Here is an 18,131-nt window from a genome sequence, read left to right on the forward strand (position 1 = left end):
CGATAGCATCCCGACCATGGCGGAGTTCGAGGCATGGGCGGAGTTCAACGTCGCGATGGTCGGCGCGACGGCGGCGCTGGCGGGGTTGGTCATCGTCGCCGCGAGCGTCAACATCGTGGAGATCATCAAGGCGCGGGCGCTCACTGCCCGCCTCGCGGCGGGGATCGCCGCCCTGGTGCTCGCGATCGTCGCGTCGGCGCTCGGGCTGATCCCGACGATCACACCCCTGTGGTTCGGCGTCGTCCTGCTCATCGCGGCCCTCGGCGCCGGCACGTTCCAGGTGCTCGCGGCACGCGAGATCTTCGCCGATCGAGACCCGGCCGCTCGCGCGCGCCTGACGAAGTCCGTGCTCGGGTTCACCCCGATCGTGGCGTACCTCGCGAGCGCGATCGCTGTGATGGCGGGACACCCTTCCGGCCTGCTGCTGGCCGCGGCCGGCTGCATCCTGGCGATCGTCGCCGCGATCGTGGTGTCCTGGGTGGTTCTGGTCGAAGTGCTGCGCTGATCGCCGGTCAGCCCGCGGCGACCGGTGGAAGCTCGCCGGGTGGCTCGCGGGTCCGCACGGTGCCGCCGGTCGCGGCCAGCCAGCATCCCAGGATCACGAGCGGGAAGCCGATGAGCAGCCCGAGAGTGATCTGCTCCCCGAGGATGAGCACTCCCAACAGGATCGCGACCACCGGATTGACATAGGTGAACAGCGGCGCTCGAGCGGGTCCGACGTGATCGATCAGGGCGAAGAAGACGATGAATGCGACCGCCGTGCACAGCACGGCCAGAGCCGCCAACGACACGGTGCTCTGCGCGGTGGGCGTCTGGTGCTGGGTGAGGAGCGCGATCGGGAGGTAGAAGATCCCGACCGCCGCGAGCGAGAGCGTGATCGTGCCGAGTGCCGGCACGCCCTTGAGCTTGCGAGCGACGATGAACGGTGCGATGGCGTAGCAGATCGCCACGATCAGCACTTCGCCTACGGCGACCAGGCCGACGGTGCCACCGGTGGCGAGGCCGGGGCCGGCGACGATGATGCCGACGCCCACGAATCCGACGACGAGGCCGATGCTGCGGGCGGGCCGGAGCACTGCTCGGTCACCACCGGCGAAGGCGATGAGCGCCGCGAACAGCGGCACGGTGGCCACCAGCAGGCCGGTGAGCCCCGAGGGCAGCGTCAGCTCGGCGTGCCCGAGGAGCAGGAACGGTACGGCCATCTCGATGCCGCCGAACAGGAGAACCCAGCCGATCTTGCGGAACGCGGGTCGCAGCGCCTTCTGCCGCAACGCGAAGGGAAGCAGGATCAGCGCTCCGAGGAGGGTGCGTCCCGCGACCACGGACGCGGGCGAGTACGAGTCGACGGCCTGCTTGATGAACAGGTAGGGCATGCCCCACAGCACCGCCATCGCGGCGAACAGCACCCAGCCGCGTGTACCGAAACGTTGGGTCGCCGCGATCATCAGACCGCGCGGCGTCCCTCGAAGGCACGGCCCAGCGTGACCTCGTCGGCGTATTCCAGGTCTCCGCCGACGGGCAGCCCGGAGGCCAGGCGGGTCACGGCGATCTCGAGGGTGTGCAGGAGCCGGCTGAGGTAGGTCGCCGTCGCTTCGCCCTCGAGGTTCGGGTTGGTGGCGAGGATGACTTCTTGCACGGTGCCGTCGGCGAGCCGCTGCATCAGCTGCGTGATGCGCAGATCCTCGGGCCCGATCCCGGCGATCGGGCTGATGACGCCGCCCAGGACGTGGTACAGGCCACGGAACTCGCGCGTGCGCTCGATGGCGGCGACGTCCTTGGCATCTTCGACGACGCAGATCACGGCGGGGTTGCGGCGCGGATCGCGACAGATGCCGCAGCGATCCTGCTCCGAGACGTTGCCGCAGATCTCGCAGAACCGCACCTTGTCGCGCACCTCGGCCAGCAGCTGCGCCAGCCGCGACACGTCGAAGGACGGGGTCTGCAGAATGTGGAAGGTGATGCGCTGCGCCGACTTCGGGCCGATGCCGGGCAGGCGCCCGAACTCGTCGATCAGATCCTGGACGATGCCGTCGTACATCAGCTGAACCTCGTGGGCGGCTCGTAGGGCTCCTCGCGCACGAACCGCGCACCGAGCACCTGCCGCACGACCGCCTCGCCGTACCGCTGCGAGCTGCCCGCGGCGGGCCGCGCGCTGGTCGGCATCGGCGGCGCAATCATGGGCGGCACCGGCACGTCGGTCGCGGCATCCGTGTCGCCTTCGTCCTCGTCCTCCGAGGGGATCGACGGCGCGATGTCGCGTGCGGGCAGCACCTCGCCCTCCCGCGGCGGGGCGATGGTTGCGACGAGGGCGCGCGCGGCGGCGTCTTCGGGTTCGTCGTCGACGGCGAACTGGGCTATGGATACCGGCGGCTCGGGGTCATCGGCAGGAGGCGCCTCGTCATCGCTGGGGATCGCAGCGACCACCCATTCGGTGACCGGCGCGGCCGCAGCGGCGCGCGGGGTGGCCGATCCGGTCGTCGTGGAACGCGGAGCTTCCGGCGCAGGCGCGGGAGACGGCGAAGGCGCCGGTGATCCCGATCCGGACGCCGGGCCCACGTCGCTGTCGTGCTTGGCCAGGTACTTCACCCGGATGCCGAGGACAGCGACGATCGCCTGGCGGAGGTCTTCGCTGGGCCCGGAACCGGCCGAGAGCTTCTTGAACTTCGCCACGTCGGACTGACTCTGAAACGACAGCGTGAGCACGTCGCCGTCGAGCGCGGTGACCCGTGCGCCCGATGCGATGAGCCACGACGACCTGCTCGCCGACTCCAGCCGTGCGAGCACCTCGGGCCAGGCATCCCGCATGTGCTGCAGGGTGACCGGGCCGGTCGGGGCGGTCGTGGCTTCCGCAGGTGCCGCCGACGCCGGTGCAGCCGACGCCGCGGAAGCCGGGGCGGGAGCGGAAAACTCGGTCGCGGGCGCCGCCGGGACGGCGGGCGCCTGAGTTTCGGGCGCCGGGCCGGGCGGGGCGGAGGCGGGTGCGGTGGGAGCGGATGCCGGAGGGGCCGCCGCCGGTGCCGGAGCCGGGTGCGCCGGCGCTGACGCCGGGCTGGGCGCCGCGGCAGGCGTGGCGGCAGCCGATGAGGCGACGGCGGGCACACCGGCGGCGGCCTGCGCCAGGACGCGCGCGACCATGAGTTCCAGCTGCAGGCGGGGCGAGGTCGCGCCCGTCATCTCGTCCAGGGTCGCCACGACCAGGTCGGCGGTGCGGGATAGTCGCAGCGATCCGAAGACCTCGGCCTGCCGGGTCATCCGCGCGAGGTCCTCGGCGGACACGCCGCGCAGCACCGCCGCCGCGCCCGTACCGGTCGCGGCGATCACGATCAGGTCGCGCAACCGCTCCAGCAGGTCGTCGACGAACCGACGCGGGTCCTGCCCGGTCTGCACCACACGGTCGACCGCGGCGAAGGCGGCCGCCGGGTCTGCGGCTCCGAACGCGTCCACGACCTCGTCCAGCAGTTCCGCGTGCGTGTAGCCGAGCAGCGAGACGGCCCGAGCGTAGGCGACGAGAGTCCCCTCGGACCCGGCGATCAGCTGGTCGAGCAGCGAAAGGGTGTCCCGCGGCGATCCCCCGCCGGCGCGGACGACCAGCGACAGCACGCCCGGTTCGACCGTGACGCCTTCGGTCTCGCACAGGGTCTGCACGTATTCGAGCATCGCGGCAGGCGGCACCAGTCGGAACGGGTAGTGATGCGTGCGCGAGCGGATCGTGCCGATGACCTTCTCGGGCTCGGTCGTGGCGAAGATGAACTTGACGTGGTCCGGCGGCTCTTCGACGAGCTTGAGCAGCGCGTTGAAGCCCTGCGGCGTGACCATGTGCGCTTCATCGAGGATGAAGATCTTGAAGCGGTCGCGGGCGGGTGCGAACACCGCACGCTCCCGCAGATCGCGGGCGTCATCGACGCCGTTGTGGCTCGCGGCGTCGATCTCGACGACGTCCAGGGAGCCGCCGCCGTCGCGCCCCAGCTCGACGCAGCTGTCGCAGACACCGCACGGGGTGTCGGTCGGGCCCTGAGCGCAGTTGAGGCAGCGGGCCAGGATGCGCGCGGACGTGGTCTTGCCGCAACCCCGCGGGCCCGAGAAGAGGTAGGCGTGGCCGACCCGGTCGTTGCGCAGCGCGGTCATGAGCGGTTCGGTGACCTGAGACTGCCCGATCATCTCGCCGAACGCCTCAGGACGGTATCGGCGGTAGAGAGCAGTCGTCACACCCCCAGCCTACGGCGTGTGTACGACATCGCGTCGGGGCTGCGCGGTCCCCGGCCGCAGTGGACGGCGGCCGGGGACATTCGCCCTCACGCGTCGGCGCCGTGCTCCACGTCCGCCGTCACGCCGATGACCGGGATGCTCGTCGTCACCGTCGGAACGGACGCCGACAGCACCGTGCCGTCTTCGCGGCGCACGTCCGCGAACTGCTTCAGCGACGGCCGTCCGGGAATCACCGGACCCTGGCCGACGAGAGGCACGACGACCTCTTCGCCCGCACCGATCGCGAACGGCTTGCCGCGCACGCTGAACACCAGCGGATCGCCCTCGCCCGCGCGGATGCGGAACTGGTCGCTCGTGATCGTCACGTCCAGCGCCGTGCCGTGCCAGTGCAGCGTGTACGACAGCTCGGGCCAATCCACCGGCAGTCGGGGATCGAATGTCAGCTCGCCGAAATGGTCGCGCATGCCACCGAAGCCGGACACCAGCGCGGTCCATACGCCACCTGCCGACGCGACGTGCACGCCGTCTGCGGCGTTGTGATGGAGGTCACCGAGGTCGACGAAGATCGACTCGCGGAAGTAGTCCAACGCGAGGTCCTGGTAGCCGACCTCGGCGGCGAGAATCGCCTGGACGACGGCGGAGAGGGTCGAATCTCCCGTGGTCAGCGGGTCGTAGTACTCGAAGTCGGCAAGTTTGTCCTCGTCCGAGAAGTGGTTGCCCTGAAGGAACAGCGCAAGCACCACATCCGCCTGCTTCAGCACCTGGTACCGGTAGATCACCAGCGGGTGGAAATGCAGCAGCAGCGGGCGCTGATCCGCGGGCGTGTGCTCGAGGTCCCAGACCTCGCGCTCCAGGAACACGGCGTCCTGGGGGTGGATGCCGAGGGCCGGGCTGAACGGGATGTGCATGGCCTCGGCAGCCCGCTCCCACCCTTCCGGCTCGGACGGGTCCAACCCCAGTCGGTCGGTCATCGCCCGGTAGGCGTCCGGATCGTCCTCGGACATCTCGCGCACGGTGCGCGCGGCGAAGCGGAGGTTGAAACGCGCCATCACGTTCGTGAACAGGTTGTCGTTGACGACGGTCGTGTACTCATCGGGTCCGGTCACGCCGTGGATGTGGAACGACTCTTCGCCGTCCGTGTCGCTCGTGCGCCAGAACCCGAGCGTCGCCCACAGCCGGGCGGTCTCGACCGCGATGTCGACGCCCTCGCGGTGCAGGTACTCCACATCCCCGGTGGCGCGCACGTACTTCGCCAGCGCGAAGCACACGTCCGCGTTGATGTGGTACTGGGCCGTGCCGGCGGCGTAGTAGGCGGATGCCTCCTCGCCATTGATCGTGCGCCACGGGAACAGCACGCCGTGCTCGTTCAGCTGGTGCGCGCGACGGCGTGCGGCCGGGAGCATCAGATACCGCATCCGGATCGCGTTGCGCGCCCACAGCGGCGTCGTGTACGCCAGGAAGGGCAGCACGTAGATCTCGGTGTCCCAGAAGTAGTGACCGCTGTATCCCGACCCGGTGACCCCCTTGGCGGGGATGCCCTGCCCATCGGCGCGCGCGGCGGCCTGGGCGAGCTGGAACAGGCACCAACGGGTCGCCTGCTGGAGATCGTCGTGGCCCCCGATGCGCACATCGGAGCGGGACCAGAACCCGTCGAGCCAGAGACGCTGACGCTCGTACTGCAGCTCGACGCCTTCGACCTCGACGCGATCCAACGTCCGACGGCAGCGGTCGACCAGTTCGCGTGCCGGCACGCCACGGGAGGTGTGATAGCTGACGAGCTTGGTGATCCGGATGGGCACTCCGGCGCGGGCTTGGACGCGGAAGACGTCCTTCGCGATATCGGGTTCCACCAGCGTGCGGTGGGTGTACTCGTTCTCGGTCTCGACGAGGTGGTCGGCCACGACCGCCATCGTCATCTCGGAATCGGTCACCTCGTACGAGAGCGCCGAGCGACCTTTGTCCTGCCAGTACTCCTGCGGCTGCAGCACGCGCTCATGGATCCGCTCCGCCTTGCGGGGGTCGAAGCCCGCCTTCTTGGAGGCCGTCGTCGTGCCGCCGTAGACGTTCTCGCCGTCCTGCCTGTTGATGACCTGGCAGCTGACGGTCACGGGGGCGTCGGCGTTGAGCACGGTCACCTCGAGGCGGAGGATCGCGAGGTGCTTCTCCTCGAAGGAGACCAGGCGGTCATCCTCGACCAGCACATCCTTGCCCGACGGGGTGGTCCAGCGGATGCGACGGCGCAGCACTCCCGCGCGCATGTCGAGGACGCGCTGGTACTCGCGGACGTCGGCGGTGTCCAGCGAGAGGGGCTCGTCGTCGACGTAGACCCGCATCACCTTCGCGTCGGGCGCGTTGATGATGGTCTGCCCGACCTCCGCGAAGCCGTACGCCTGCTCGGCGTGACGGATCGGGAACGTCTCGTGGAATCCGTTGATGAACGTGCCGTGCTCCTGCGCGAAGCGGCCTTCGATCTGATTCCCGCGCAGCCCCAGGTAGCCGTTGCCGACCGAGAAGATCGTCTCGGTCACCCCCACGTCCTCCATCGAGAAACTGGTCTCGACGAGGTTCCACGGGTCGATGGGAAAGCGGTCGCGGTCCATCATGCGGAGTGCTCCTGGGCTTCGGTCGGGGCGGAGGATTCGGGGCGTACGAACGCGGCGAGATCGTTGACGACGACATGCGCTCCGGCGCGGCGCAGTTCGTCCGGGCCGGTGCCGCGATCGACGCCGATGACCAGGGCGAACCCGCCGGCAGCGGCGGACTGCACTCCGCTGATGGCATCTTCGACCGCGGCGCTGCGAGCGGGATCGACGCCGAGCATCCGTGCGGCCTCGACGAACACGTCCGGCGCCGGCTTCGAGGCGAGATGGTCGCGTTCGGCGATCACGCCATCCATCACGACGGGGAATCGCTCGCGAAGACCGGCGGACTGCAGCACCTCTTCAGCGTTCTTCGAACTGGACACCACCGCGGTGGGCGTGCCCGCGGCATCCAACTGGTCCAAGAGCGCGACCGAACCCGGGTACGCCACGATGCCTTCGGCCCGCAGCAGCCGCGAGAACACCACGTTCTTGCGGTTTCCGATGCCGCACACCGTGTCGGCCGTCGGCGGGTCGGCGGGATCGCCCCATGGCACCTCGACGTCCCGGCTGCGCAGGAGACTGGCCACGCCGTCGTAGCGCTTCTTGCCGTCGAGGTAGTCGAAGTAATCCCGCTCGGTGTACGCCGGCGTGATGTCCCAGGCGGTGAACAGCTCCTCGAACATGGCCTGCCAGGCGTGCATGTGCACCTCGGCGGTAGGCGTGAGGACGCCGTCCAGATCGAACAGGACAGCGTCGAATGAAGTGAGGTCGGGCAGGGCGTCGACGGTCACGAAACCTCCAGGGCGAGGTGCGGATGACGGGCTGCGGCTCGTCTTTGCGCCGTCCTTCAGCGTAGTCGGACGCGGTCGCGCACCATAACCGGCTCGGGCCTGGACACGACCCGCTCAGACCTCGACGACGGCGAGGGTCTGCCGGGCGATCTCGAGTTCCTCGTTCGTCGGGACGACCAGCACGGTCACGCGCGATGCGTCGCTCGAAATGACCCTGATGCCGCGGGCGGGCGTCGCATTGCGTTCCGGGTCGACCTCGACGCCGGCGAACCCGAGTGTCTCCAGCGCTGCGGCACGCACCACCGGTGCGTTCTCGCCGACACCTGCCGTGAAGGAGATGACATCCACGCCGCCCATCTGGGCGATGTACGAGCCGGCGTAGCTGCGCAGCCGGTGCACGTACACCTCGAACGCGAGGACGGCCCGGTCCTCGCCGCGCTCGATCGCCGCACGGATATCTCGATAGTCGGAGTACCCGGACAGGCCCAGCAACCCGCTGCGCTTGTTGAGCAGGTCGTCGAGTTCGTCGATCGACATGCCCGCCCGGCGCGCGAGGTGGAACAGGGCGGCGGGGTCGATGTCCCCCGAGCGCGTGCCCATCACGAGTCCCTCGAGCGGCGTGAGGCCCATGGAGGTCTCCACCGAACGGCCACCGTCGACAGCGGTGGCGGATGCGCCGTTGCCGAGATGGAACACGATCTGCTTCAATTCGGCCAGCGGCCGCCCGACGAACTCCGCGGCCCGCTCGCTGACGAACTTGTGGCTCGTCCCGTGGAACCCGTAGCGGCGGATGCGATACTGCTCGGCGAGGTCCTCGTCGATGGCGTAGGTGTATGCCGCGCGAGGCAAGGTCTGATGGAACGCCGTGTCGAAGACCGCGACGTGCGGGACGTCCGGGAACGCCTGCTTCGCCGCCTCGATTCCGGCGAGATTCGCCGGATTGTGCAGCGGTGCGAGCACGGCGAGCTCGGCGATGTTGATCTCGACCAGCCGTGTGATCAGGGTGGGCTCGAAGAACCTCGCCCCGCCGTGCACGACGCGATGGCCGACGGCGATGGGCGGACGTTCGGCCAGCGACGGCCCGTTCTGCGCAAAGGCCTCCAGCATGACGGCGAAGCCCGCGGTGTGATCGGGAATCGGGAGCTCGCGCGTGTAGGTCGCGTCCAGCATCGTGGGAGCGGGGCCATCGGAGGGCGCGGCGAACACCGTGTGCGTCGATCGGCCGGACTCTTCGCCGATGCGCTCGACGAGTCCCGACGCCAGTACGGTCTCGGCATCCATATCCATCAGCTGGTACTTGAACGACGACGAGCCGCTGTTGACCACGAGCACCACACTCACGCGGGATCCTCCGCCTGCGCCTGGATGGCGGTGATCGCGATCGTGTTGACGATGTCGTCGACGGTCGCGCCGCGGGAGAGGTCGTTGATCGGCTTGTTCAGCCCCTGCAGGACGGGTCCGATCGCGACGGCGCCGGCGGAGCGCTGCACCGCCTTGTACGTGTTGTTGCCGGTGTTGAGGTCGGGGAAGATGAACACCGTCGCGCGGCCGGCCACCACCGATCCGGGCATCTTCGCCGCGGCCACGGCGACGTCGGCGGCGGCGTCGTATTGGATCGGACCTTCGACGAGCAGCTCCGGCGCGCGTTCGCGGACCAGCAGCGTCGCGGCGCGCACCTTCTCGACCTCGGCTCCGGAACCGGACTCCCCCGTCGAGTAGGAGAGCATCGCGATGCGCGGATCGATGCCGAACTGGCTAGCCGTCGCGGCGGACGATACGGCGATGTCCGCGAGCTGCTCGGAGGTGGGATCGGGGATGACGGCGCAGTCGCCGTAGACGAGCACGCGGTCGGCGAGCGCCATCAGGAAGACGGATGAGACCACCGAGACGCCCGGCTTCGTCTTGATGATCTCGAACGCGGGCCGGATGGTGTGCGCCGTGGTGTGCGCGGCACCCGAGACCATCCCGTCCGCCAGACCGAGGTGCACCATGAGCGTGCCGAAGTAGGAGCCGTCCGTCACCGTGTCGGCCGCCTTGGCGAAGGTGACCCCCTTGTGCGCGCGCAGTCGCTGGTACTCGTGCGCGAAGCGATCCACGAGCACCGCATCGAACGGGCTCAGCACGTCGGCGGCGCGGATGTCGATGCCGAGTTCGATCGCGCGGCTGCGGACTTCGATCTCCTCCCCCAGGATCGTCAGGTCTGCGATGCCCCGCGCGAGCACGGTCGCCGCGGCGCGCAGCACCCGGTCGTCCTGGCCCTCGGGCAGCACGATGCGCCGGCGCTGGGCCCGCGCGCGTTCGATGAGCCGATACTCGAACATCAACGGAGTGACGACGGCGGAGTGGGCCAGACCCAGCGAGCGCGTGAGTTCCTGCGTGTCGACGGAGCGCTCGAACAGCGCCAGGGCGGTGTCGTAGCGTCGTGACGAGTCCGCGGCGAGGCGGCCGCGCGTGTTCATGATCCGCACGGTGGTGTCGTACGTGCCGAGGTCGGTCGCGATGATCGGGAGCGATGACCCGAGCCCGTCGATGAGCCGGTCGATCGCATCGGGCAACGGGAACGGGCCGTTCAGAACGACGCCGGCGATGGACGGGAACGTTCCCGACGCGTTCGCCAGCAGCGTCGCCAGCAGCACCTCGGTGCGATCGGCCGGGATGACCGCGATCGCACCCTCGGTGAGCCGGGGAAGGACATTGACCATGGACATGCCCGCGACGACGACGTCGAGCACCTCACGCGTGAGCAGATCCGGGTCGCCCTTGACCAGGCGGCCGTTCACCGAGCGCATCACGCCCCGCACGGACGGGGCGATCAGGAACCGGTCTTCGGGGATCGCCCAGACCGGAACCGGGTCGCCCCCGGAGCGGAACCCCGTCAGCACCTCTTCGATCGAGCTGATCACGGCGGCGAGGTCATCGGGTTCTGTGCGGTTGGCGATGACCGCGAAGAGGCTGGCGCGCTCGTGCGCGAGCTCGGCCAGGGCGAGAGAGGTGATCTGCCCCACCTGTTCGGGCGTCCGTGGCGACGAGGCGCCCAGCTGCTCGCCCTGGCCCGCGCGACCGCTGAGCACCAACAGCACGGGGGCGCCGAGGTTCGCAGCGATGCGCGCGTTGTAGCTGAGCTCTGCGGGACTGCCGACGTCGGTGTAGTCGCTGCCGACGATCACGACCGCGTCGCATTGCGCCTCGACGGCCTTGTAGCGCTCGACGATGCGGGCGAGGGACGCATCGGGGTCCTGGCGTACGTCGTCGTAGGTGACGCCGATGCACTCGTCGTAGTCGAGATCGACGCCGTCATGCGCGAGCAGCATTTCCAGGACGTAGTCGCGTTCGACTGTCGAGCGCGCGACGGCCCGGAAGACGCCCACGCGCGGGGTGGCGCGACTGAGTGTGTCCAGGACGCCCAGCGCGACGGTCGACTTGCCCGAGTGGCCTTCGGCCGAGGTGATCAGGATGCTCTGCGCCACCCGCCCAGCCTACGGGCGCGTTTGCCCAGGAGACAGTGGACGAAGAAACACCCGCCGCGCGGGCCTCGTGGCCGAGCGCGGGAGCCCGCACCGGCATCCGAGACGATGTCGTCGCTGACGCTGCCCGGGAAAATTAAGACTCTCCGCGAACCCGGCAGAGCCCGGTTACCCTTGCTACGTTTCCGTCCTGGGGGAGTTGGCCTGGATGCCGCCTCGCGGAGAGCTGAGAACAGTCTAACGGGTCGCGCAGGGGGCGACTTCGTCACTCGACGAGCGGAACGACCCGCGCCCCACCGTCACCATCCGCGATCACCAGCACCCGGGGCGCCGAAAGTCCACGCAGTGAATCCAGCACCGCGGGGAGGTCCGCCTCCGCGATCCGTACACTTTCGTCCGCCGCACGCCACACGCTGACGGGAGCTCCGGTCTCGGTTCGAAGGCGCTGCACGATCTCCCCCGCGTCGCCGCCGGTGATCAGAATCAACCGCCCGATGCTCTGCCGCCGAACGACCGTTGCGGCCAGGCCACGGTCACGGCGCCAGATCGCGAAGTGGTAGGCGAAGACGACCGCGGTCGCGCTCAGAAGCCCCACGGGGGCCCGGACCCGCTCGATGAGACCGCCGGAGCCCTGGGGATCGAGCCCGAACTCGAACAGCCGGTACCCGATGACCAGCAGCGTGATGATCGCCACCACGGCGCTCGCGCCGAAGACCGCGATGAGATAGACGCGGCGCGCCGGCTCCGCTGCTTCGTCCGGCGTCACCGCGCGCGCAGGGCGCCAGGCGAGCCACCACACCGGCGCGCCGATCACGAGCGCGCTGAGGCCGCCGAACAGCAGGGTTCGCGGGTCACTGTCCACGATGGTGCTGCCCAGAGCAGCCAGCAGCGCATTGACGATCACCCCGAACCCGCTCGCCGCCCCGATGAGTGCGACCGCCGATACCACCAGGCGCGCCGCGCGACGCGCCTGGACGGACCGGCCGGCGAGCACACCCACGTGGTACACCCACACGATGCCGCCGATCAGCGCGGCCGCGATCGCCACGTCCAGCGCGGAGGCGACCTCTGCGAGGGGGTCGGTGTCGAACAGTACGCGCAGCAGGACGAAGACGGCGGTACCGATCGCGACGAGAGTGGTCGCCGCGGCCGCGCCGACCACGAGAACCAGCAGAACCGCGCCGAAGGCTCCGGGCGCGTCCTTGGCCCGCTCGCGGAACCAGTGCCACCACCACACGAGCGCGCCGACCGCGGCCCAGACCAGGGCCTGCAGGAACGCCACCACCCAGTGCTGCGACTGCGCCAGGACGAGCGAGACATCGAGGAGCGCTTCGGAGACCAGGACCGCGATGGCCGCGATCGCCCCGGATGCCGCGACCACGAGCCCGTACAGCGCGCCGAGTTGGACAGGCAGAGCCGGCAGACGGCCCGGCGCCGTCGCGGCGCTGCGCCGCATGTGTCGATGCCACAGCCAGACCCCGAGCCACACGATCCCGGTAGCGAGGTCTCCCGGCCGCCACTGCCCGTCGACGCCTGCGCTTGCGGCGCCCGCGAGCGCAGCCGTGGCCACGATGAGGGAGGTGAGCGACATCGCCGTGAGGTACAGCGTCCACACCAGCGAGGCCCGCTCGGCGGGCTCGGCGAGTCGTCGACGCTCCCACCACCACAGCAGTCCGGCCAGCGGCGCGCCGATGAGGGTGAACGCCAGGGCTCGCGCGAGGCCCGCATCGTCGACGGTGATCAGGCCGATCGAGCCCATCGCCCGCTCGAGAAGTCCGCTGAGGCCGATCGCGGCGATCACCACGAGCGCGAACAGGATGACGAAGACGATGATGCGGCGCACCACCGACTGCGCATGACCGGTCGGTGCAGACGCGTCGCGGACCGTCCGCGACGCGTCTGCGTTCGCCGACATCAGAGTCCGCTTTCGGCGCACACCGCGAATTGCCACGGAGCCATCTCGATCAGCCAGTCGCCGTTCGCCCGAACGAGCTCGAAGACCTCTTCGCTCTCATACTCACTGGCGCCGAGTGGGCCGGATCCGTACACGGTCACAACCAGCACGTGCACGGTCGCGCTGTCGTCTCGCACCGTGCTCTCGACCAGCGTGACGCGTCGGTCATCGGTGCCCAGCGGGACGCGCTCGCAGGAGTCCGCAACCTCCGGGAGCAGGTAGGACAGCGCAGCGGGAACGTCGCCGTCGACCACGGCCTGGGAGTATCGCTGCACGACGCCTTCCGGCGTTGCGGCATCCAACTGGGTGGGGCCACCCCGCGCGAGCACGGCGATCAGCGCGATGACGACGACCAGTCCGATTCCGGCGGCCAGCGCGATGAGAGTCAGTCGTGTTCGTCGGGAGTCGGCGTCGCTCATGGTGTCATCATGCCCTTTCCCCGTCGACGATCGCACGAACTGCGGGGGCCTGTCGGGCCGCGTGCGCGCCCGCGACGGAGTGCGTTCTCCCCGCCCCACCGGCCACCCCCGCAGGATACGATCGACTGATGGGCGATGCCGCCCGTACACGTCGATCCTTGGGGGGTCGCTTTGGCCGATATCGCGACGACGGATACTGCCACTGGAACTGCCGACGCGCTGACGGCGGATACGTTCGCACGCGTCACCGACAGCATCCTGGCCTCGGTCGGACGCGTCATCGACGGCAAGCCCGACGCGGTGCGCAGCGCCCTGGTCTGCCTGCTCGCCGAAGGCCACCTGTTGATCGAGGACGTGCCGGGCGTCGGCAAGACGATGCTGGCCCGAGCCCTGGCTGCCTCGGTCGACGCCACCGTCCGCCGCATCCAGTTCACCCCCGACCTCCTGCCGGGAGATGTGACCGGTGTCAGCGTGTTCAACCCTGTCGATCGGGAGTTCGAGTTCAAGCCCGGTGCGATCTTCGCTCATATCGTGATCGCGGACGAGATCAACCGCTCCTCCCCCAAGACCCAGTCCGCACTCCTGGAGGCGATGGAAGAGGGTCAGGTCACCGTCGATGGCCAGACGCACATGCTCCCCGATCCGTTCCTCGTGGTCGCCACGCAGAATCCGCTGGAGATGGAGGGCACGTACGCCCTGCCCGAAGCACAGCGAGACCGGTTCATGATGCGGATCTCGATGGGGTATCCCGATTCCCGCAGCGAAGCGCTGATGCTCCGCCAGCGTGACACGGTCAACCCGCTCGATGCGATCGCCCCGGTCGCCTCGGCATCGAGGATCGCCGAACTGGTCGCGTGGGCGCGTGCCGTCCACGTTGCGCCCACGATCGAGGACTACGCGGTCGCCCTGGCCGGCGCGACCCGCACGCACTCTGACCTGCGTCTCGGTGCGAGCCCGCGGGCCACCCTGCAGCTGGTCCGCGCTGCGAAGGTCTGGGCGGCCCTCGATGGTCGCGGCTTCGTCATCCCGGATGACATCACCGCGCTCCTGATCCCGGTGTTCTCGCACCGTCTGATCCCGACGCGCTCCGCCGGCGGTGCGCGTGCCCGCACCGCAGCCGACGCGATCGCGTCGATCCTGGAACGCATCGCCGGCAGCGTGCGCGTTCCCATCGCCGCCCGCCAGTGAGATTCCGATGAGACGCCTCTGGCCATTGACCGCCCGCGGGACGGGCGCTCTCATCCTGGCCGTGGCGTGCTTCATCATCGCGAACGAGGTCGGCATCGTCGAGCTGATGTACTTCGGCATCCTGCTCATCGCCGTGCTCGCCGCCAGCGTGGTCTCGCTGTACCTGACGCGTCGATCCGAGACGGTCTCGCGCTCGCTGTCGCCCGATGCGGCCACGGTGGGCAGGGACGCACTGGTGACGGTCCGCGTCGGAGTGCGCACGGCACTTCCGACGGCGCCGGGGACGTGGCGTGACACCGTGCCCAAAGGACTCACCGCGAATGCACAAGGCGTCTTCCCGGCGCTGAGCTCTGGGCTGCGCGGGGCGGAGCGAATCATCGAACTGTCGTATGTCGCAACCGGCACGCGTCGCGGCATCCATCCGCTGGGCCCGCTGCAGGTCACCTCGAAGGATCCGTTCGGCCTTGCGCGGCGTACGACGATGTTCGGCGAGCGCACCAAAGTCACGGTCGCGCCCTCCGTGATCGACCTGCCCGCGCTGAGCAATTTCGCGGGCGAAGCCGGCGGCACGCTGCACACGACGAACAACCAGTTGGGTCAGGGCGCGGACAATCTGATCGCCCGCCCGTATGTCCCGGGTGACTCGATGCGACGAATCCACTGGCGCGCCACCGCCCACCGCGACGAGCTCATGGTGCGGCAGGAGGAGCAGGAATCCACCCCGGAGGCGACCGTCGTGATGGACCGCGGCGTGCTGCGGTTCTCGCCCGAGGCGATGCAGGCGCCGGGCACGGACGCGGGATTCGAAGCTGCCGTCTCGGCCTGCGTCTCGGTCGTCACCCGACTCGTGCACGACGGCTACGGCGTGGAGGTCATCGACTCCGACGGCTCGATGCTCGCCGAACGCATCGACGGCGGGGACATGACCGAGGTGGAAGGTCTGGTCAACCACTTCGCCACCGTGACCGCGCGGCGCGACGAGCACCTGGGCAAACTCGTCCGTGTGTTCGCCGGAGTGATGACGGGACCGGTCGTCCTCATCGTCGGCCGGTTCGATCCCGCCGACGCCGACATCATCGCACCGGTCGCTCACCACAGCACGCTGCCGCTGCTGCTGGCGGTCACCCCGGTCGGCGACTCGCTCGAACGCGCGGCCGACCTCGGCTGGCACACCGCGCTGATCGAACCCGATGGGGACCTCGCCGCTTCGTGGTCAGGAGCAGCCGACCGGGGGGTGAGCCATGCCCTCCGATGAGCGCCCGGCCCGTCGCGGCGCGGATCTGACCCTGACGATCGGGGTTCTGGCCGCGGTCTTCGCTTCGCTCCTGCCGCTCATGCGGGTCGTCCGCCCGAGCAGCTGGCTCCTCGGGGCGATCGTGCTGTCCGTCGCCGTGCTCGCGGCGGGTTTCATCGCCCGCCGCTATCGCCTTCCGGCCGTCGCGGTCAGCCTGATCGAGGCATCCGTGTGGGTCGTCTTCATGATGCTGGTGTTCCTGCGCGATACCGCGCTGCTCTGGGTCATCCCCACGCCGGAGACGATGCGCGCCCTGCCCGCACTCCTGTCCCGCGCCGGGGAGGAGATCGCGGTCGGGGCGGCGCCGCTGGCTGCGAGCCTCGCGCTGTCGATGCTGATCGTCGGTGGCACCGGATTGCTCACCATCGTCGTCGACCACGTGGTGCTGACGGCGCGGATGCCGCTGCTGGCGGCGATCGGACTGATCGCGGTGTCGCTGATCCCGTCGATCGCGGTGCCCGGCGAGGTCGACATCATGGCATTCGTGCTGCTCGCGGCGGCGATCCTGTTCCTGATGCGCACCGACACCCGCTCCCGGGAAGAGCCGCTCGGCCGAGAATCCACCCGCACCGCGGGTGTGCCCGCGACCGCTCTGGGCATCGGAGCGATCGCGGTGGTGGTGACACTGGTCGCGGCGCCCCTCTTTCCGCAGCCCGTCGCCCGCGCCGGATCGGGTTCGCTCGGCAGCGGCCCGGGGATCGATGCGACGCTGCAGCTCGGCGACGACCTGCGGCGCCCGCGCGAGGTCGACGTGATGCTGGTGCGAACCAGCGCGCCCGCGCCCCCCTATCTGCGGGCCACCACGCTGTCGCAGTTCGATGGGAGCGTGTGGGAACCGGACCGGGTGCGGACGGTCCCGCTGGAGAGCGAGGACCCGCTCGGAGGCGTCGTCGTGGACGAGGGCATCCGCCTCGCGGAGTACGCCACCACCGTGGAGGTTCTCAATCTCGCCTCTCCGTGGCTGCCGGTGGCCTACCCGGCCGTGGCCGTCACCGGGCTCCAGGGTCAGTGGACTGCCGCACCGTACAACCGCACCGTCCTCAGCCAGGCAGGCACGACGCAAGGCCAGAATTACGAGGTCGTCACCAACGTGCCCCGGCCCACTCTCGAGCAGATCCGCGCGCATCCTGCGGGCGGCGTCGAACAGCGAGACGGGACGACCAGTCTGCCCGCCGACCTCGCACCCATCGTGGGCGACCTCGCCACGGAGGTCACCGCGGAGACCACGAACGACTACGACGCACTCGTCGCCCTTCAGAGTTGGTTCCGCGGCCCTGAATTCCGCTACTCGCTCGATGCTCCCGTCGAGGAGGGTTTCGACGGCTCGGGCACCGAAGCGGTGGCGAAGTTCCTCGAGCTGCGCGAAGGCTATTGCATCCACTTCGCGTCGGCGTTCGCCCTGATGGCACGGACTCTCGGGATGCCGAGCCGCATCGTGGTCGGCTACCTTCCCGGCGCAGCAACCAGTGACGCCGTCGAACGAGAGACGCTCTACACCGTCTCGAGCGCGCAGTTGCATGCCTGGCCCGAGGTGCTCTTCGAAGGAATCGGCTGGGTCCCGTTCGAGCCGACGAACGGGCTCGGCGTTCCGGCGTCGTTCTCGCCCGCAGGCTCCGTTCCCGGCGGCGCCGATGACCCGACGCTGGCAACACCCGCGCCCAGCGCGTCCTCCCTCGTCCCCGGACGCTCGCCCGATGGCCTTGAACGGGATCAGAATGGCGGCGAGGCGGGCTCGACCTCCAGCGCGATGAACCCGCTCCCAGCGTTGACGGCGGCACTCGGCATCCTGTTGGCCCTGTCGATTCCCGCACTGATCCGCGTGCTGCGCCGACGGCAGATGCTCGCCTCGGCACGCGCGGGCGATGCGGCCGCAGCCTGGCTCGCGGTTCAGGATGCCGCGATCGACCTCGGCATCGATGTTCCCGCGAGCGAGACGCCGCGAACTTTGGGCACGCGCTTGGTCGAGCTGCACGGCGCACCCGCCGCCGAGATGAGCCAGCTCATCAGCGCCATCGAACGCGCGAGCTACGCCCCGGGCGGCAGGCACGCGTTCTGGCAGGGGGATGCGATGGCGGATGCCGCGGTCACGGTCAGTGCCGCGATGCTGGCGTCGGTCGACCTCCCCCGGCGGCTCCTGGCGGTGCTGGTGCCCCGGTCTCTGATCGTGCGGCCGGGCAGCGTCTACGCCGGTTCGGGCGCCACGGCTCGCGCAAGGTAGGATGGTCGGCGGCCC

General features: G+C 69.7%; 13 protein-coding genes and 1 other RNA gene. 4 read left to right on the forward strand and 10 right to left on the reverse strand.

Translation table 11 applies throughout. The features are described from left to right. The first annotated feature begins 16 nt into the window (after positions 1-16). A complete protein-coding gene (locus ABD655_RS13935; RefSeq protein ID WP_344714826.1) occupies positions 17-505 on the forward strand; it encodes a hypothetical protein in 489 nt (162 codons plus the stop codon). A gap of 7 nt (positions 506-512) precedes the next feature. Here ABD655_RS13935 and ABD655_RS13940 read toward each other — a convergent pair whose 3' ends face one another. The 10 genes from ABD655_RS13940 to ABD655_RS13985 form a co-directional block, all read right to left on the reverse strand. Further along, a complete protein-coding gene (locus ABD655_RS13940) occupies positions 513-1,406 on the reverse strand; it encodes a DMT family transporter (protein ID WP_344714827.1) in 894 nt (297 codons plus the stop codon). 38 nt (positions 1,407-1,444) lie between these two features. Beyond that, positions 1,445-2,038, reverse strand: coding sequence for a recombination mediator RecR (gene recR / locus ABD655_RS13945; RefSeq protein ID WP_344714828.1), 594 nt, complete (start codon positions 2,036-2,038; stop codon positions 1,445-1,447). Further along, complete coding sequence (locus ABD655_RS13950; protein ID WP_344714829.1) at positions 2,038-4,206, reverse strand: DNA polymerase III subunit gamma and tau; 2,169 nt, start codon at positions 4,204-4,206, stop codon at positions 2,038-2,040. Before ABD655_RS13950 ends, recR begins: the two co-directional genes overlap by 1 nt. 86 nt (positions 4,207-4,292) lie before the next feature. Beyond that, positions 4,293-6,809: a glycoside hydrolase family 65 protein gene (locus ABD655_RS13955; RefSeq protein WP_344714831.1), complete on the reverse strand. Its 2,517-nt coding sequence runs from the start codon at positions 6,807-6,809 to the stop codon at positions 4,293-4,295. Continuing rightward, positions 6,806-7,579, reverse strand: coding sequence for an HAD family hydrolase (locus tag ABD655_RS13960; protein WP_344714833.1), 774 nt, complete (start codon positions 7,577-7,579; stop codon positions 6,806-6,808). Before ABD655_RS13960 ends, ABD655_RS13955 begins: the two co-directional genes overlap by 4 nt. A gap of 114 nt (positions 7,580-7,693) precedes the next feature. After that, on the reverse strand, positions 7,694-8,920 hold the full coding sequence (locus tag ABD655_RS13965; RefSeq protein ID WP_344714834.1) for an acetate/propionate family kinase: 1,227 nt from the start codon (positions 8,918-8,920) through the stop codon (positions 7,694-7,696). Further along, positions 8,917-11,046, reverse strand: coding sequence for a phosphate acetyltransferase (pta, locus tag ABD655_RS13970; RefSeq protein ID WP_344714836.1), 2,130 nt, complete (start codon positions 11,044-11,046; stop codon positions 8,917-8,919). The genes ABD655_RS13965 and pta overlap by 4 nt, the downstream gene beginning before the upstream one ends. A 131-nt stretch (positions 11,047-11,177) precedes the next feature. Then, positions 11,178-11,274: signal recognition particle sRNA small type (ffs, locus tag ABD655_RS13975), an RNA gene on the reverse strand. Between the two features lie 34 nt (positions 11,275-11,308). Then, positions 11,309-12,958 (reverse strand): DUF5671 domain-containing protein, encoded by a 1,650-nt coding sequence (locus ABD655_RS13980; RefSeq protein ID WP_344714837.1) that lies wholly within the window; start codon positions 12,956-12,958, stop codon positions 11,309-11,311. After that, positions 12,958-13,416: an LpqB family beta-propeller domain-containing protein gene (locus ABD655_RS13985; RefSeq protein ID WP_344714839.1), complete on the reverse strand. Its 459-nt coding sequence runs from the start codon at positions 13,414-13,416 to the stop codon at positions 12,958-12,960. The genes ABD655_RS13980 and ABD655_RS13985 overlap by 1 nt, the downstream gene beginning before the upstream one ends. Before the next feature lie 135 nt (positions 13,417-13,551). Between ABD655_RS13985 and ABD655_RS13990 the strand changes: the two genes are divergently transcribed. From ABD655_RS13990 to ABD655_RS14000, 3 genes are read left to right on the forward strand one after another with little or no spacing between them, the layout of a single operon-like run. Beyond that, positions 13,552-14,604, forward strand: a complete 1,053-nt coding sequence (locus ABD655_RS13990; protein ID WP_378721700.1) for an AAA family ATPase — start codon at positions 13,552-13,554, stop codon at positions 14,602-14,604. Between the two features lie 7 nt (positions 14,605-14,611). Then, positions 14,612-15,859, forward strand: coding sequence for a DUF58 domain-containing protein (locus ABD655_RS13995; RefSeq protein WP_344714842.1), 1,248 nt, complete (start codon positions 14,612-14,614; stop codon positions 15,857-15,859). Continuing rightward, positions 15,846-18,116, forward strand: a complete 2,271-nt coding sequence (locus tag ABD655_RS14000) for a transglutaminase TgpA family protein (protein ID WP_344714843.1) — start codon at positions 15,846-15,848, stop codon at positions 18,114-18,116. Before ABD655_RS13995 ends, ABD655_RS14000 begins: the two co-directional genes overlap by 14 nt. Positions 18,117-18,131: the final 15 nt, after the last annotated feature.

The organism is Microbacterium terregens, assembly GCF_039534975.1.
Taxonomy (GTDB): domain Bacteria; phylum Actinomycetota; class Actinomycetes; order Actinomycetales; family Microbacteriaceae; genus Microbacterium; species Microbacterium terregens.

Bases quoted from the DNA above. Each gene is read 5' to 3' on its own strand.
- ABD655_RS13980 (WP_344714837.1), bottom strand. From the start codon at position 12,958: ATGTCGGCGAACGCAGACGCGTCGCGGACGGTCCGCGACGCGTCTGCA.
- recR (WP_344714828.1), bottom strand. From the start codon at position 2,038: ATGTACGACGGCATCGTCCAGGATCTGATCGACGAGTTCGGGCGCCTG.
- ABD655_RS13935 (WP_344714826.1), top strand. From the start codon at position 17: ATGGCGGAGTTCGAGGCATGGGCGGAGTTCAACGTCGCGATGGTCGGC.
- ABD655_RS13985 (WP_344714839.1), bottom strand. From the start codon at position 13,416: ATGAGCGACGCCGACTCCCGACGAACACGACTGACTCTCATCGCGCTG.
- ABD655_RS13955 (WP_344714831.1), bottom strand. From the start codon at position 6,809: ATGATGGACCGCGACCGCTTTCCCATCGACCCGTGGAACCTCGTCGAG.
- ABD655_RS14000 (WP_344714843.1), top strand. From the start codon at position 15,846: ATGCCCTCCGATGAGCGCCCGGCCCGTCGCGGCGCGGATCTGACCCTG.
- ABD655_RS13995 (WP_344714842.1), top strand. From the start codon at position 14,612: ATGAGACGCCTCTGGCCATTGACCGCCCGCGGGACGGGCGCTCTCATC.
- ABD655_RS13990 (WP_378721700.1), top strand. From the start codon at position 13,552: ATGCCGCCCGTACACGTCGATCCTTGGGGGGTCGCTTTGGCCGATATC.